This window comes from Chitinophaga sp. CF118 (assembly GCF_900112615.1).
In the GTDB taxonomy this organism is placed as follows: domain Bacteria; phylum Bacteroidota; class Bacteroidia; order Chitinophagales; family Chitinophagaceae; genus Chitinophaga.
Genome location: NZ_FOMK01000003.1, coordinates 473,049 through 488,651 on the forward strand (window position 1 = coordinate 473,049; position 15,603 = coordinate 488,651).

The following is a 15,603-nucleotide window of genomic DNA, read 5'->3' on the forward strand; positions in this document are numbered from 1 at the left end:
ATATTATTATTTGAGAAGGGCATATAGAACAGTCCTGTATTACAACCTTATTTCTCGTTTTAAATCCTTTACCATCCTATATGATTTGCATTTGTTCCATTAAATAAACGGCGCTCATCTTCTGGCAAATACCTTCTTTTAATTTATAATCAAAATGAAGCTGTTTGTTATCTATTTCTACTTCAAAACATTGATTGCGCAGATAACCTGAGTATTCCAGCACCATCTCACTGATTGTGAGGTCATGGGTAGCAATGATGCCATATACTTTATATCTGGCCAGCTTTCGTATCAGGCTACTGGTACCACGGTGTTTGTCATTTGAGTTAGTTCCGCGCAAGATCTCATCCAGGATCACAAATGTGAGCTTTTGTGTTTCCACCTGATCAATAATTCTCCTCAGCCTTCTTAATTCAGCAAAGAACAGTGATTCGCTGTTTTGTAAAGAATCGTTGATCTTCATGCTTACAAAAATGTCGAAAGGGTATAAGGTACAGGAAGTGGCGCAAATAGGGGCTCCCATTCTGGCAAGTAACAGGTTTACACCGATAGTGCGAAGAAAAGTGCTCTTGCCGGACATATTGGATCCTGTAAGAATGGTAAACTGACCACTTTGAAAGCTAACATTATTATATACACGTTTATCTTCCCTTATAAGCGGATGTCCGGCGTCTTTCATTTCCAGTATAGCAGTGTCGCTTATTGCAGGAAATGTGAAACTGTTGTTATTATAATAAAAATTAGCCAATGAGTTCAGGCTATCCCAGGTGGAAATTACTTCCATCCATAACGGAACATTTCTGGCATAGCGGGACCTCCATTTTTCCAGGGAAAGCATTGTATGTAATGCATCCAGCAGTAAACCGTTCATGAGTAAACTGCCAATTATGTTTTGCTGTGAATCAAATTTATTTAGTACGCGGGCCAGCTGACTGATTGCTTTCCCTGCAGATATCTTATCCGTAAAGATGCTTTGTCTGAGTGATTGCAGTCGTGCTGCTTTAAAGTTTTCCGTTTCAATGGTCTTTAGCAGATGACTGTAAGTGTTGAGTATTTTGCTTACTCCTTCCAGTCCCAGGTATTCCTTCCGGAAACGTTTGATGTTAAGACCTACCAGTAAGAGGTTCAGCAGGAATAAGGAAATGAAAATAAAATAATATTGCTTTTGTGTCATGAATATCATTCCTGCCAGCGACAAAATAGTTAGCGAAGGGAGCAGGTAAAACAATATGATGTTTATCTTCTTTTTCAGATAGAATTGTGGGGCATTGAGCCAGTTGTTAAAACTTACACGGTCTTTCTCTGTGGAAACATGCAATCTGCCATAAGCTGTATAATCTTGTCGCCAGGATACATGATCTGCTAGTTCTGCTATTGCAGCCTGCTCTTCATGGATGCCTGCCGTTTGCTGATGCATGAAGCGCATGGCCAATGCTTGCTTACCGATTAGCGTACCGGTACGGTTAATGTGCTGAAATAGAGAACTGCTACCGAAAATATCCAGATCAAAAGTATAAGGATGTTCAGGATCAATAAACTCTTCACCTGCTTCAAAATTCAATGTGCCATTTTTTACGTAGGCGATTTCATCTTTATTGATCTTTATCAGAACTTGCAGATGCCGGAGGCGCTCCTCATTCTTGCCATATAATCTGACCAGGAACAAAAATAATATCAGAAATATACCTGCAATTGCAAGAAACAGATATTGGTCATTCTTGAAATAATAATAAAAACCAGTACTACTTATTACTATGGACAACAAACGGCTAATACTGATAAGGCGTTGTTTTTTTTGAACTACCAGCAGTCTTTCCTGATACCTGATATGGAGATCGTCGTATGATTGTATCATATTTATGGTTAAAGTACAATGATTATTAAAGGATAATAAATTTACAGGTTAAATACGTACTGGTAAAATTTCTTTGAGCATGTCTCTTATCCGCCAAATAAGAATCGTATGAACCGGACGCGCAGAATGATAAATTGATAGATCAATAGTGAGAAGGTATAAGATACAATCGTCAATATCAGAAATTTGACAAAAGAGGGCATATTCCATTGTACAACAAAATAAGCTGCACAAAGTAATATAGTCTGATGCAGGATATATACAGACAGAAATGCTTTTGATGTATACTGCAGTATAGTGTTGTTATTGTTCAGATAGTAATGGGCATAACCTACAATTGCAAGTATCCAGCACCAGGCATTAAAACCTCGCCAGGTATCCAGCCATCGTAAAATATATGCTGGTTGCTGGTAAGGAGAAAAGGTACCGGCTATATAAGGTATGTAATATAATAAAGCACCGGTTAACCCAAGTAACAATGCTAGTTTGCGACAGTGCAGCATAGCGTCCTGCAGGTAAGCGGAACGCATAATAATATATCCGTACAAAAACAAAACACTCAGATGCAGAACATTCGCCCAGTCACTTACCAGATTCTGATTGCCGAATGGAAAATAAGCACGGAGAAAATACTCTATGAGCATAAGGGGCAAGGCCCATAAGATCAAAAGATATGGCGCTTTTTGCATGTACCTGAATCCTTCCTGCAGTATGTGCGGCCGGTTTTTGATATAAACACATATTGGAAGGAGTAATAGCGATAAAACAAAAAGATATGCTATGTACCAGAGTTGTGCCCAGTTAAGATTACCTACGGGATACACACCGTCAAATAAATGACTGTAAAAATCAAGATAACCAGGTGTTATCTGTTGCTTTTGGAGACGTTCTACATATACCTGCGGTGGAATAATGACCAGCATACCAAATAATAATGGAATAAACAGACGCGTTATGCGTGACAAGATAAATTGCCCGGTAGTACGGTTACGCAATGAAAATAATACTGCCGCTCCTGAAATAAATGCCAGTATCGAAAAATACCACATCCCTATCATTTCATTAAAAATGTTATAACCTGTATGGGTAGATAAGTTTTTGATACCAAAATGTGCAGGGCCAAAAATCATTGCAGCATGATAAGGTACCAGCAGAGAGATACAGAGTACCTTTATCCAGTCAAGATAGTAGTAACGTTGGTTAGCAGATGTTTGCATAAATAATGTGTTTTTAAATAGGGTATAATTGATCATGCATTAACCGTTCATCATTTAGATAAAGCAGTAATGTCAAAAATGAATTGAAAATTTTCTGGAGAAGTTTCTATAAAATAGCTGTGATTCAAAGTTTTTAGGGTTATATGGGTTAATGGTTATTAATAATTGTGTCCGAAGATAAAAAAAACTCGAATTAAAAAAAATGATGTTTTGGAATATTTTACTATTTTAGTATTCAAGTTAACAACGTCATTATCCTTTTAAATTTGATTACCCGACCCTCAAAAATAATGTTATCCTGATGTTGACCACTATTCTGATCTCAATTATTTGCAGTAGTATCTGCAGTTTCCTCATCGGCAGGATTTATCTAAACAGGCTTTATGCCTCTTCAAACTCCGGACACCGGCAGGCTGCTATTATTCTGGCAACCAAAGAAATACTGGCCGATGCGGGAGAAAGACCTACTGTATTTCCTAATGCTCTGCTGAAAAGACATCGTCATTCACTGGGAGCATTATTGCAACGTATGCTGCATGCATATGGTGTAGACGATGTTCCGGCAACAATGGCTCCACGGCTTACCAACGAAGGTGATACTGATATATGGTCCTTTTATGAAGAAAACATCCGGCCCGTTAAAGAAGACATGAATAATAATTCTTTCATCGGCTGGCTCTCCTTTGTACATAATGTAAAATTAATGACCACTCTATGGGATATATGTCATATAAGTGAGGACATTATTACTAATATTGCTGTCATTGAAGCGATCTCAGTAGAAAGAAACCTGCCATTGCCTTATACTTTACAAGATGAATTGCTTGAACTTTCTTCTCTTGCTGAGAATGATTATGGACACTATTTTACACAACTTAAACAGCAGTATGCCCAGCTGGAGCATAAGTGGAGACGATGGCTGAAACTGAATGGACTGGAAGCTTCTGAAATTGCATTGCCTGCTGCAAAGATTAATTTTCGCTAAACATATTGATTACGCCAACGTCATAAGTAAGTTGATTTGTAACCTGAAGATTGTAACCCGGATTAGTGATTTGTAACCTGAAACGTTGAGCCCCAGTAATATACTGTTCGTAATTCAATAATACCCATAACACTCAAATACCATTACCCAACATGAAGAAGATCCGATTTCTCCATGGGACACATTCTGATTTTAGCCGGGAATTAGACAAACGTGTAAAGGCCTACTTCAGAGAAAATAATTTGTCTCCCTACGCAAATACAGAAATGATTTTTGTATCCGTTCTGTTCACCCTGCTTTATCTGGGCGCTTATGCTCTTATCATCAGCAATCGTTTTTCGCCTGGGTATATGTTATTATTTACTGTAGTAATGGGAATTACTTCTCCCAGTATATTCCTGAACCTGGCACATACAGCAGGACATAAAGCATTCAGCCGCAGTAAAAGAATAAACAAATTGCTCCTTAACTCACTCGAACTGATAGGTATGAACGCATACATCTTTGAATACCTTCATAATAGAGTGCATCATAGCTTTACCAGTATTGAAGGCGCTGATGTGATCGTGGAAGAGCTGTCACTGATAAGATTATCAGAGAATCAGCCTTATCAGAAAATACATAGCCGTCAGGTATGGTATGCTCCATTCCTTTATATGCTCTTTAGTATCATCCTGGTTTTTTCCATGGATTTTCAATTGTTTAAAAGGAAGCGGATGGGAAATATCTTTCCTGTTAATCATCCCCGCAAAGCATATATCTCACTGTATATATTTAAACTCTTTTATGTACTATATACGCTTGTTATACCCATGATAGTATTGAGTGTAGCATGGTGGCAGGTATTGCTGGCGTTTCTGATGATGCATGCTATCAGTAGTTTCTTCTTTGCCTGTGTTGGTGTACTTAATCATCAGATAGATGAATCTTTGTTTCCTTCTTTTGATGAAGAAGGATATATACATGATTTTCAGAAAAATCATGAACTGGCTGTTACAATTGATTTTTCTCCCGATAGTAAACTTGCCACTTATTTTTTTGGTGGATTTAATACACATGTGGCGCACCACTTGTTTCCCGAAATATGTCATTGTCACTATCCGGTAGTCACACGAATTATACAGCAAACAGCGGCAGAATACGGACTCTCTTATAAATCCTTTACACTTTGGGGGGCAATCCGGTCTCATATGCGGTATCTTAAACGATTGTCCGTTCCTCCGTCAGTACAAACGGCTCACTAGAAACCATAGCCTGATAACTGCATTTACATTAAACAGAATCTTGTTATTGAATAAATAACCAGCAGATAAAATCTTTTGCTTTGAAAACATTAACAGATCTTTTGGCCCAACAAGCGGAGGCGCGTGCAGATCAGCAACTATATGCTTTCCTGGATGCAGATTGTGCTATCAGAGAACAGTTTTCCTATCAACAGTTCTTGCAACGGGTTTGTATACTGGGAGAACAATTAAAGGAACGGAATATTAAAGGTGAGCGCGCATTGCTGTTTTACCCCACAGGTGCTGATTATGTCACTGCTTTCTTTGCATGTTTATATGCAGGTGTCATCGCAGTGCCACTTTATCCTCCCCGTAAAAACCGTTCGGTAGAACGTATTGCGATGGTTATCCGGGATGCCCGGCCAGCGGTCATCCTCAGTACCCGGCAAATCACAGATGATGTAAGAAGTCAGTTTCTTAATACAGAGCAGAATAGTATTGCATGGATAACAACAGATAATATTTCGGGTCAGTTACAACTTCCCTGGAAACCTGTCAGTAATACCGCAGAAGATATTGCTTTTCTGCAATACACCTCTGGCTCAACAGGTCAGCCTAAAGGCGTAATACTAACTCATGGCCAACTGTTGGCGAATGAAGAAATGCTTTTCCGCTTTGGAAATAAAAGAACAGCGCCGGTAGTGATCAACTGGTTGCCATTGTATCATGATATGGGGCTTATCGGCAACCTGTTGTACACGCTTTATGCGGGAGGATCTGCTTATCTGATGTCGCCATTTGATTTCTTACAGCAGCCATTCCGTTGGCTGAAGGCCCTTTCTTTATATCAGGGTACTTATAGCGGCGCTCCCAACTTTGCTTATGAAGAATGCGTAAAACGTATCACAGCAGAACAATTGAAACAACTGGACCTGCATTCATGGGAGATAGCTTTTAATGGAGCAGAACCGGTAAACGCGGCTACTCTGGAACGTTTCGCAGATACTTTTGCACCTGTAGGATTCAAAAGAACTGCTATGGCTCCGTGTTACGGTATGGCAGAAGCTACTTTGGTTGTTTCGGGTATAAAACCGGCAAATGGGCAAATGTTGTATACCGCAGATGCTGCATTGCTGGAACAACATATTTTACAATCACCACAAAATGATACAACACAACATATACAGTTGGTCAATTGCGGTATGCCGGTAAATCAGGAAGTAGTGATCACAGATTATATGCAGGGAATACCACTGCCGGAAGAAAGGGTGGGAGAACTTTGGGTAAAGGGACCTAATGTGGCAAGCGGATATTGGGATAATGAAGAGGCTACCACGCAGGCTTTTAAGGCTTTTCTGCCCGATGGCAAAGGTCCTTATCTGCGTACCGGGGATCTGGGCTTTATAAAAGATGGGGCAATATACATTACTGGCCGGTTGAAGGAATTGATTATTATTCGCGGAAGAAATATCTACCCGCAGGATGTTGAACGCTTGGCTTGTGAATCTCATGAAATGCTGGAAACCGGAGCAGCAGCGGCTTTTGGTGTTACTGTAAATGGAGAGGAACAGTTAGTAATTGTGCAGGAACTAAAAAGACAATTCAGTGTAAATGCTGATACCGATCCTGCTATACAGGCTATCCGCTCCACTGTTACCGCTCATTTTGATATACAACCCTATGCCATAGTACTAATCCGGAAAGGTGCTTTGCTGCGTACCTCCAGTGGCAAGATACAGCGCAATGCCTGCCGCCGGGCATTTCTGTCGGAAGAAATCCTGTCGGTAGTAACACAATGGCAGGAGAGACCCGCGGCAGATATGCCTGTTACAGTTGAAAAAACAACTACTACTGTTCCTTCGCTTTCTTACGATACCGTCATTCATCAATTGAAAAATACCATTGCCCGGTTTGCGGGTATTTCTGCCGGAAATATCAGTATCCATGATCCATTCGAAAAACTTGGACTTGATTCAATGGGAGCCGTGAAAGTAGCAAGTGCATTGGAGCAGGCTTTGGGTATACCGGTAACTCCTACCATGATTTACGATTACCCTAATATTGATGCTCTTGCTGTTGCATTGTTACCAGCAGACATGAATGGTGTGCATCAGCAATTGACCGTTGATCCTGCCTCACATGATGAACCCATTGCGATAGTGGGAATCGGCTGCCGTTTTCCTGGAGCAGATGGTCCTGATGCATACTGGGAACTATTGCGTGGAGGAGAAACTGCTGTCCGGAAAATACCTGCTCATCGTTGGCACCTGACAGAGCAGGATGAAAATGAGGTAGGGGATATGATAACCAATGGTGGTTTTTTGGAAGATGTCAGTGTGTTTGATGCTGCTTTCTTCGGTATCAATGAGGAGGAAGCCCGTAAAATGGACCCACAGCAAAGATTGCTGCTCGAAGTTTCCTGGCAGGCTTTTGAACATGCGGGTATTGTGCCGGAGAACCTTGCCAAACAACCTGTTGGTGTATTTGTTGGTATCAGTGCTATTGATTACTCGCGGTTGCAAACAGATACTAATGTGCTGGATAGTTATTTTGGTACTGGTAATGCAGGTAGTATTGCAGCTAACAGATTGTCTTATTATTATGATTTTCGTGGTCCCAGCATAGCTGTAGATACAGCATGTTCTTCATCATTGGTAGCTGTTCATCAGGCATGCAACAGTTTACAACGGCAGGAATGTAATCTGGCCCTGGCTGCAGGTGTAAATGTTATGTCTGCGCCCGATCTGTCGATTGTATTTGCAAGAGCAGGTATGCTCGCTCCGGATGGCCGGTGTAAAACATTCGATGCTTCTGCAAACGGATATGTAAGGGGAGAAGGTGCCGGCGTTGTAGTGCTGAAACGATTGTCTGATGCTATGCGCGATGGTGATACCGTGTATGGTGTTATTAAGGGCACTGCGGTAAATCAGGATGGAAGAAGTAATGGTCTTACTGCCCCTAATGGCCCGGCTCAGGAAGCGGTAATCCGTTCAGCCCTCACCGTTGCTGGTGTACATCCAAACCAGGTTAGCTTTATTGAGGCGCATGGTACTGGGACTGTTCTGGGCGATCCGATAGAATTAAATACACTGCTGAAAGTATACACAGAAGAACGGCTACCGGATCATCCGTTTTATGTTGGTTCAGTTAAAACGAACATTGGCCATCTGGAAGCTGCGGCGGGCATCGCGGGATTAATCAAGACTTTACTTTGTCTTCATCATCGTGCTGTAGTTCCTCATTTACACCTGAAAACTCTAAATCATAATATTCAACTTCCTGCAAAGAAATGTATTATCCCAGGTGATTACATTGAATTTGCGGCAAGCAAAAAACCACTACTGGCTGGTGTTAGTTCATTTGGTTTCGGTGGCACTAATGCGCATGTGCTGCTGGAAGAAGGGCCGGTACAACATCTATCTCCGGATATTTCTACCGGATCACACCTGGTAGTATTGAGCGCTGCAGATCATGATACACTCACCGCACAGGTACGCGGATTATCCGGGTTTATAACTGCACATCCGCATATTTCTATCCGCGATCTGGCTGCAAATTTATTACACGGAAAATCACAGCTTTCTTGCAGTAAGACCTTTATTGCCGGGAACCTCGGGGAACTAAAGGAAAAACTGGATGAATATCTTTTGTATCCTGAGCAAACGCCTCCTCCATCATCGAAAACACCTGGAAAAATTGCTTTTCTTTTTACGGGGCAGGGTGCTCAGTATAAACAGATGGGATGGCAGCTTTATAAGGAACATTCAGTATTCCGGGAGTCATTCGATCAATGTAGTGCGCTGCTGGAACCATTAACAGGCATATCATTGGTGAAGTTACTTTATGAAGAGCAGGATAATGAGCGTATTCATCATACCGCTATTACCCAGCCTTTGCTGGTTGCATTTGAAATCAGCCTGGCAAGGTTGTGGGAATCGTGGGGTATTGTTCCGCAGGCGGTAATGGGGCATAGTGTAGGAGAGATTGCTGCGGCTCATATTGCGGGTGTAATGTCCCTGGAAAATGCAATGCTGCTGATCTCGATCCGGGGTAAATTGATGCAGCAATTGCCATCAGGCGGACAAATGTGGGCTATATCAGCAACAGAAGAAAATGTAATGGCTGTTATCAAGCCGTTTCAGCAACATATTTCCGTCGCTAGTTTTAATGCTCCACAGCAGATAGTAATTTCCGGTCATGCGGATTATCTGGCCAAACCTTTGCAGATTTTTGCAGACAAAGGTATCCGTACTGTGCAACTCAAAGTATCGCATGCTTTCCATTCTCCTTTGATGCGGCCGGCGATGGACGAGTTCAGGAATCGCATTAGTCACATCCCTCTTGAATTGCCCCGTATTCCTTTGTTATCCAATATTACAGGCGAATGGGCGGGACAGGAAATCTGTACGCCTGATTATTGGGTAAACCATATCATTGCTCCCGTTCGGTTTTCACAGAGCATCAATACACTGGCATCTTCATTCGATATCTGCTGTGAAATCGGTCCGCATCCGGTATTGACCACGTTGGCCCGGCAATCGCAGGAAGCTGCTAAACTCCTTTTACTGTCCAGTATTATCAATCATTCGGATAACACTTCTGATATGTTGCGTAGTCTGGGGAGTTTGTATAGTGCGGGATGCAGAATCGCGAAAGAACAAATTTATCCACTCAATTCTTTCCGCAGGCTCGTATTGCCTGCATATCCGTTTAAGAAAACACATTATTGGATAGAACAGCGTGCGGGTGCTATATCCGTAAAAACACAGGCGCTGCATATCAACGATATTTTACCCCTTTTACAATCCCGGCATTTGTTCACTGCGCAGGAACAGGAGCTTGTGCCAGATCTGTTGCAGAAAATACAGTATGCACTTTATAAAGATGAACTGGTTAATAATGTGAGGGAGATTTTGTATACAAAAAAATGGGAGGCTGCAGCTATTCAGTCCAAAATAACACCACCGGGAGAAGCCGGGCAGTGGCTTGTATTTACGGACCAGTTATCATTGATACATGAACTGCGGCAACAGTATAAATTCACTGATTTACATCTGGTAGTTCCGGATGCATTGCGCTCACAGGTGCTGGCGGAACATACCACAGTTCATACACTTGAGCAACTGAATGCAGAAAGATATAATGCGCTGGTGCAGCAAATGTCCGGTACGGGTACTATCCTCTTTGCTTTCGATATGGAAAACAAAGATCCTTTAAGCCATGAGCAGATACATGACCAGGCAATGCACCTGATGCAATTGTTATCAGCTATCAGCAGAATATCGTTTCACAGGAATGTTCTCCGTTTCCTGCTTATTACGCCATTGGTAACTTCGGTACAGCCAGGTACTTGCATATTCCCTGCGGCGGCAGTGTTGCATGGTATGTTAAGATCTGCGCAGCATGAATTACCTGATCTGTCCTGCCGTATTGTGATGACAGATGCATTTCCTGAAACCGACTGGAAACGTATATTATTTAACGTTACTGATCCTGAAACGGAAGTGGCATACATAAACGGTACGCGTCATGTGGCTCGTCTTGTGCCTGCATCCTTGCCTGCAGCCCGGCCGGCAAACAACAAATTGGATGGAGAGTCCTGCTGGCTTATAACAGGAGGTAATAGCAGCATGATCCGGAATGTGATGGCCTGGCTCATGGAGCAGGGTGTAAAACATTTCCTGCTAACCAGCCGCTCTGCCCCGGTAGCAACAAATCTCGAAAGACTGGAAGATATTGTCCTACCGGCCGGAGGTACCTTAACCTGGTGTGTAACGGATATATCTACACGTGATGCTGTACAGGTATTAAAAGAATCCTTGTTATCCTGCGGACGGCCATTAGAGGGTATCCTTCATCTGGCAGGGCAATTAAAAGACGGCCCACTGTTTAACATGCAATGGGAGGATATGACTACTGTATTCGCTCCCAAGATCAAAGGCACAATTCACTTGCATGAGTTAAGTCTGGAATTCCAGCCTAAGCACTTTATTTGTTTCTCCTCTTTGGCTGCTTTAGTAGGATCTCCCTATCAATCGAATTATGCGGCTGCAAATGCCTTTATGGATGCATTTGCAGACTGGCGCAGGGAACAGGGCTATCCTGCTGTAAGTATCAATTGGGGGCCCTGGGAAGGCGCAGGAATGGCAAAAACAGCTTCTTCTCATCAGGTGGCAGATGCTACGCTGGTGAACAAAACGGCAGCAGCTATTAATCTTTCCGTGCTGGACCTGGTACTGAATAATTCACTTACACATCCTGCCGTTATCGATTTTGATAAAACCGTTGCACTACAATGGTTGCCTCATATACCCTTCTTCCACTACCTGCGTGAAAAGTGGCAGACTGCCGGACATCAGGAAGATGCGCACGCATCTTCACTCATGGAACGTTTGCAGGTATCCTCTCTGGATGCATTGCAAAATAAGTTGCGGGAAATCATCTTATATGAATTAAAAGAGATGCCGGGCCTGGTTTTACCGGCAACTGTTCCGGGAGATGCAACTTTTTTTGCACTGGGAATGGACTCTACGATGACTGTCGCCTTACACCAGCGTCTGCAAAAGAAACTACAGCTTAATTTTTCAGTGGCTGCCTTGTACAACTATAATACAATGGAAAGGCTGGCTGTATTTCTGAGTGAAAGAAACGTTCCTCATCCGGTAAATAAAGGAATACAACATTCATCTCCGGCTCATGAGAAAACAGGAACTGTTCCCATTGCTATTATCGGAGTTGGCTGTCGTATGCCGGGAGGAATAGAAGATGCAGCTTCTTTCTGGGATTTTTTAACCAGCAAAGGCAATGCAATAAGTGTCGTAAAAGATGGTCGCTGGGGCAATCATAAAGAGGATACAAAAGCTGGGTTTGTTGAGAATGTTGACAAATTTGATAATGAGTTTTTTAATATCACAGCATTGGAGGCTGTGATGATGGACCCTCAGCAGCGGCTTGTTTTGCAAACAGCCTGGCATGCATTGGAGGATGCTGGTATTCCGCCGGATAGCCTTTCTGGTACACATACAGGTGTATTCATGGGAATGGGGCAGCATGATTATGCTTTCCTTACCGCAAACCTTCTTGGAGATAATATAAATGCCTACTATGGTCAGGGGAATGGGCATTGTTTTACTGCGGGACGTATTTCGCATTTACTGGGATTACAGGGCCCGTCGCTGGCAATGGATACCGCTTGCTCCTCTTCTTTACTTGCTATACAGATGGCATGCGATAGTCTGCGTAATGGCAGTTGCGACCTGGCGCTGGCTGGTGGTGTACAATTAATGTTGTCTCCCTTGATGAGTATTTATCTTTCCCGTACAGGTGCATTGTCTGGTGATGGTTTGTGCCGGACTTTTAGTGCGGATGCTGATGGTTTTGTGAGGGGAGAAGGTACTGGTATTGTTGTACTAAAAAAGCTGGATGCTGCAATAGCAGATGGCGACAGGGTTATAGCCGTGATTAAAGGTGGTGCTATCAATCATGATGGTAAAAGTAGTAGCATCACAGCTCCAAACGGACTGGCTCAGCAAGATCTCATACGCAGCGCGCTGGAAAATGCTGCAATGCTGCCTGAACAAATCAGTTTTATTGAAGCTCATGGCACTGGTACGCCTTTGGGCGATCCGATTGAACTGGATGCATTACATAACGTATTCAGGAGAGCTCCTGGTGATACACCTCTGCTCATAGGTGCTCTTAAATCCAATATTGGACATCTGGAAGCGGCTGCGGGTGTTGCGGGAATTATTAAAGCGGCAATGGCGCTGCAATACCGGCTGCTTCCTGCCAACCTGCATTTCAAAACACCTAACCCACACTTTGGATGGGCGCAAACGGCTATGCAGGTACCGGTAAATAATACCTCACTTACATCATCCGTAAAACTGGCGGCTGGAGTGAGTGCTTTCGGATTGAGTGGCACAAATGTACATGTGATATTAGAGGAAGCTCCGCATCAGGCTATAGAAGTTCCCGTTGAACTTACTTATCAACTGGTAACGGTTAGCGCAAAGGATATGGATACATTGTTACTGAAGATCGCGGGTTTACGTGAGCATTGTATAAAATATCCTGACCTGGCATTACATGATATTGCTTTTACTTCCAATACCGGCCGCCAGCATTTTAAATACCGTACTGTATGTGTGGTGCGTGATAAACAGAATCTGCTGGATGTACTGGCATCTCTTACTTCCGTTGCTGCCATTGAAGTGTATCATCAGCAACTGTTTTCGGATATTACCCAGTTACCTAATGAACTTTTATTAAAAACTGCCATTCAGTATATAAGTGGGGAAACTCCCGAATGGAAAAGAATATATGAAGGATGTAATTATAAAAAGATAGCATTACCCCTTATGCCATTCAGGCAACAACGCTTCTGGCTGGATATGTTGCCGGATCAAAGCGGCCCTGCTGGTAATATTCAGAAACATAAACCGGAATGGGAGCAGTCTTTGTATGATTATACCTGGATCAGGAAGAAGGAACAAATGAACTCTGGGCCGTTAACGCGCGGAAAAAGGATCATCTTTCCCGATGACCAGGAGGAACAGCGGCGCTGGGAATCATTATTGCCTGATGCTGCAAATACTACCCTGTTTATTTATTATGATAAGGAATGGCGGCATGATGGTAATGTTTGCATGATGCATCCTGCTACTCACTGGTCAAATCTATGTGAGGTGATTTCTGCTTTTGCTTCCGGGGAACGCATCAGTATTCTCTATCATAGTACTGATACACAATTTAGAGAAGTCATTGGTACTTTGAATCCTCCGGATGCTGCTCTTTTGCATCTGAATACGTTAAGGTTGCTGCTGCAGTCCTTCACTGGCGCCTTTCCGCATTTCAGTCTTGCAGTTATTACAACTACTATTAAAAACAGTTGGGAGCAGTCAGCGGTCATTGGTTGGTGTAAATGTCTGGCATTGGAATCAGATAAATTGCTGAGTGGAATATTGGAACTCAATGAAACATTGACTGGGGAAGAATGGGACTCAGTAGTAACATCATTTTTGTCAGATAGTAAAGAAACACTGATAGCATACCGTTCCAATGAATGGTGGGTACCACGAATTCAGGCATTGCCTGCAATTTCAACAGTCATGCCTTTACAACTAGATCCTGTGGGAGCCTATCTGGTAACTGGCGGTACGGGATATCTGGGATTAAAAGCTGTAAAGTGGCTGGTGGATAATGGCGCACGTAAAATATTCGTCAATAGTCGTGGAGGAAATTGGGGACAGGAAGGTCTTACACTTGTTGATCTGATGTCTGAAAGAGGAATTACTATTACCATACTGAAAGCAGATATTACCCGGGAAACGGATGTCATTAAGCTCCTGGAGCAGGTGCGGCTGGAATCCGGCTGTCAGCGTATCAACGGTGTTATTCATGCTGCGGGTATCAGTGGTCGGACTCCTGCAGAGCTGTTAACTGAATCAGAACTTGCGCGGATAGCTGCTCCTAAAATAGCAGGTACATGGTGGCTTTATCAGCATCTGAAGCTGGACCTGCCGGATTTCTTCGTCGCATTTTCTTCTATTGCTGCTGCGTGGGGTGGTCGCGAACAAGCACATTATACCGCTGCTAATCAATGGATGGATGCTTTGATACAATCGTGGCGGCATGAGGGTTGCAGGGCATTGAGCGTGCGGTGGGGGCCCTGGCATGGTGGTGGCATGACACAGGATGCGGATATCAGGTTACTGGATAGCATTGGTATAACTGCATTTCCTGCCTGGCAGGGCCTGGCCGTGTTACATACACTCATACATAGTGATTGTGTTGCACCTTTGGTTGTAAATGCCGATTGGTCCAGATTATATGAGTTGTTTGAGACCCGCCATCAAGGGGCACTGTTTGAATTATTACCTATACATAAACGCACAACATCTGCTGGTACTAGCAATGTCTTGCGGCAGCAACTTACTGAATTGCCTGTAGCACAGGCAACCACTATGCTGCAGCAACTATTAAAGGAAGAAGTGGCTGCTATCCTTTTGTTTCAGCAAGGTCGCCTTCCTGAATTACAGAAGGGCTTTTTTGATCTCGGTATGGATTCTCTTACCGCTGTTCAACTCATGGAAAAGATCAATAAACAGTTGGGCATCCTTCTGAAAGTAACACACATTTTTGAATACGGTACTATACATAAACTAACAGATTATCTGCTGGAACTTATACGGCAGGATCGTGTGGTTGAAAAGGTGCTACCAGCATACAAACGGGATAAACGAAATAGTACCCATCCGGTAGACATACTTATTTCACAGCTTGCGTCGAAGGTGGATATCCTGGAACAGCAGGAAAACTAAT

General features: G+C 42.9%; 5 protein-coding genes. 3 read left to right on the forward strand and 2 right to left on the reverse strand.

All coding sequences use genetic code 11. The features are described from left to right. Window positions 1-76: 76 nt before the first annotated feature. Window positions 77-1,855: a MutS-related protein gene (locus BM176_RS14275; protein ID WP_090104076.1), complete on the reverse strand. Its 1,779-nt coding sequence runs from the start codon at window positions 1,853-1,855 to the stop codon at window positions 77-79. 86 nt (window positions 1,856-1,941) lie between these two features. After that, complete coding sequence (locus BM176_RS14280; protein WP_177230402.1) at window positions 1,942-3,072, reverse strand: acyltransferase family protein; 1,131 nt, start codon at window positions 3,070-3,072, stop codon at window positions 1,942-1,944. Window positions 3,073-3,373: 301 nt separating this feature from the next. Here BM176_RS14280 and BM176_RS14285 point away from each other — a divergent pair, with 301 nt between their 5' ends. From BM176_RS14285 to BM176_RS14295, 3 genes are all read left to right on the forward strand, one after another. Then, window positions 3,374-4,057, forward strand: a complete 684-nt coding sequence (locus tag BM176_RS14285; RefSeq protein WP_090104080.1) for a hypothetical protein — start codon at window positions 3,374-3,376, stop codon at window positions 4,055-4,057. Between the two features lie 152 nt (window positions 4,058-4,209). Continuing rightward, on the forward strand, window positions 4,210-5,301 hold the full coding sequence (locus BM176_RS14290; RefSeq protein WP_090104082.1) for a fatty acid desaturase family protein: 1,092 nt from the start codon (window positions 4,210-4,212) through the stop codon (window positions 5,299-5,301). Window positions 5,302-5,381: 80 nt separating this feature from the next. Continuing rightward, on the forward strand, window positions 5,382-15,602 hold the full coding sequence (locus BM176_RS14295) for a type I polyketide synthase (protein WP_090104084.1): 10,221 nt from the start codon (window positions 5,382-5,384) through the stop codon (window positions 15,600-15,602). Window position 15,603: the final 1 nt, after the last annotated feature.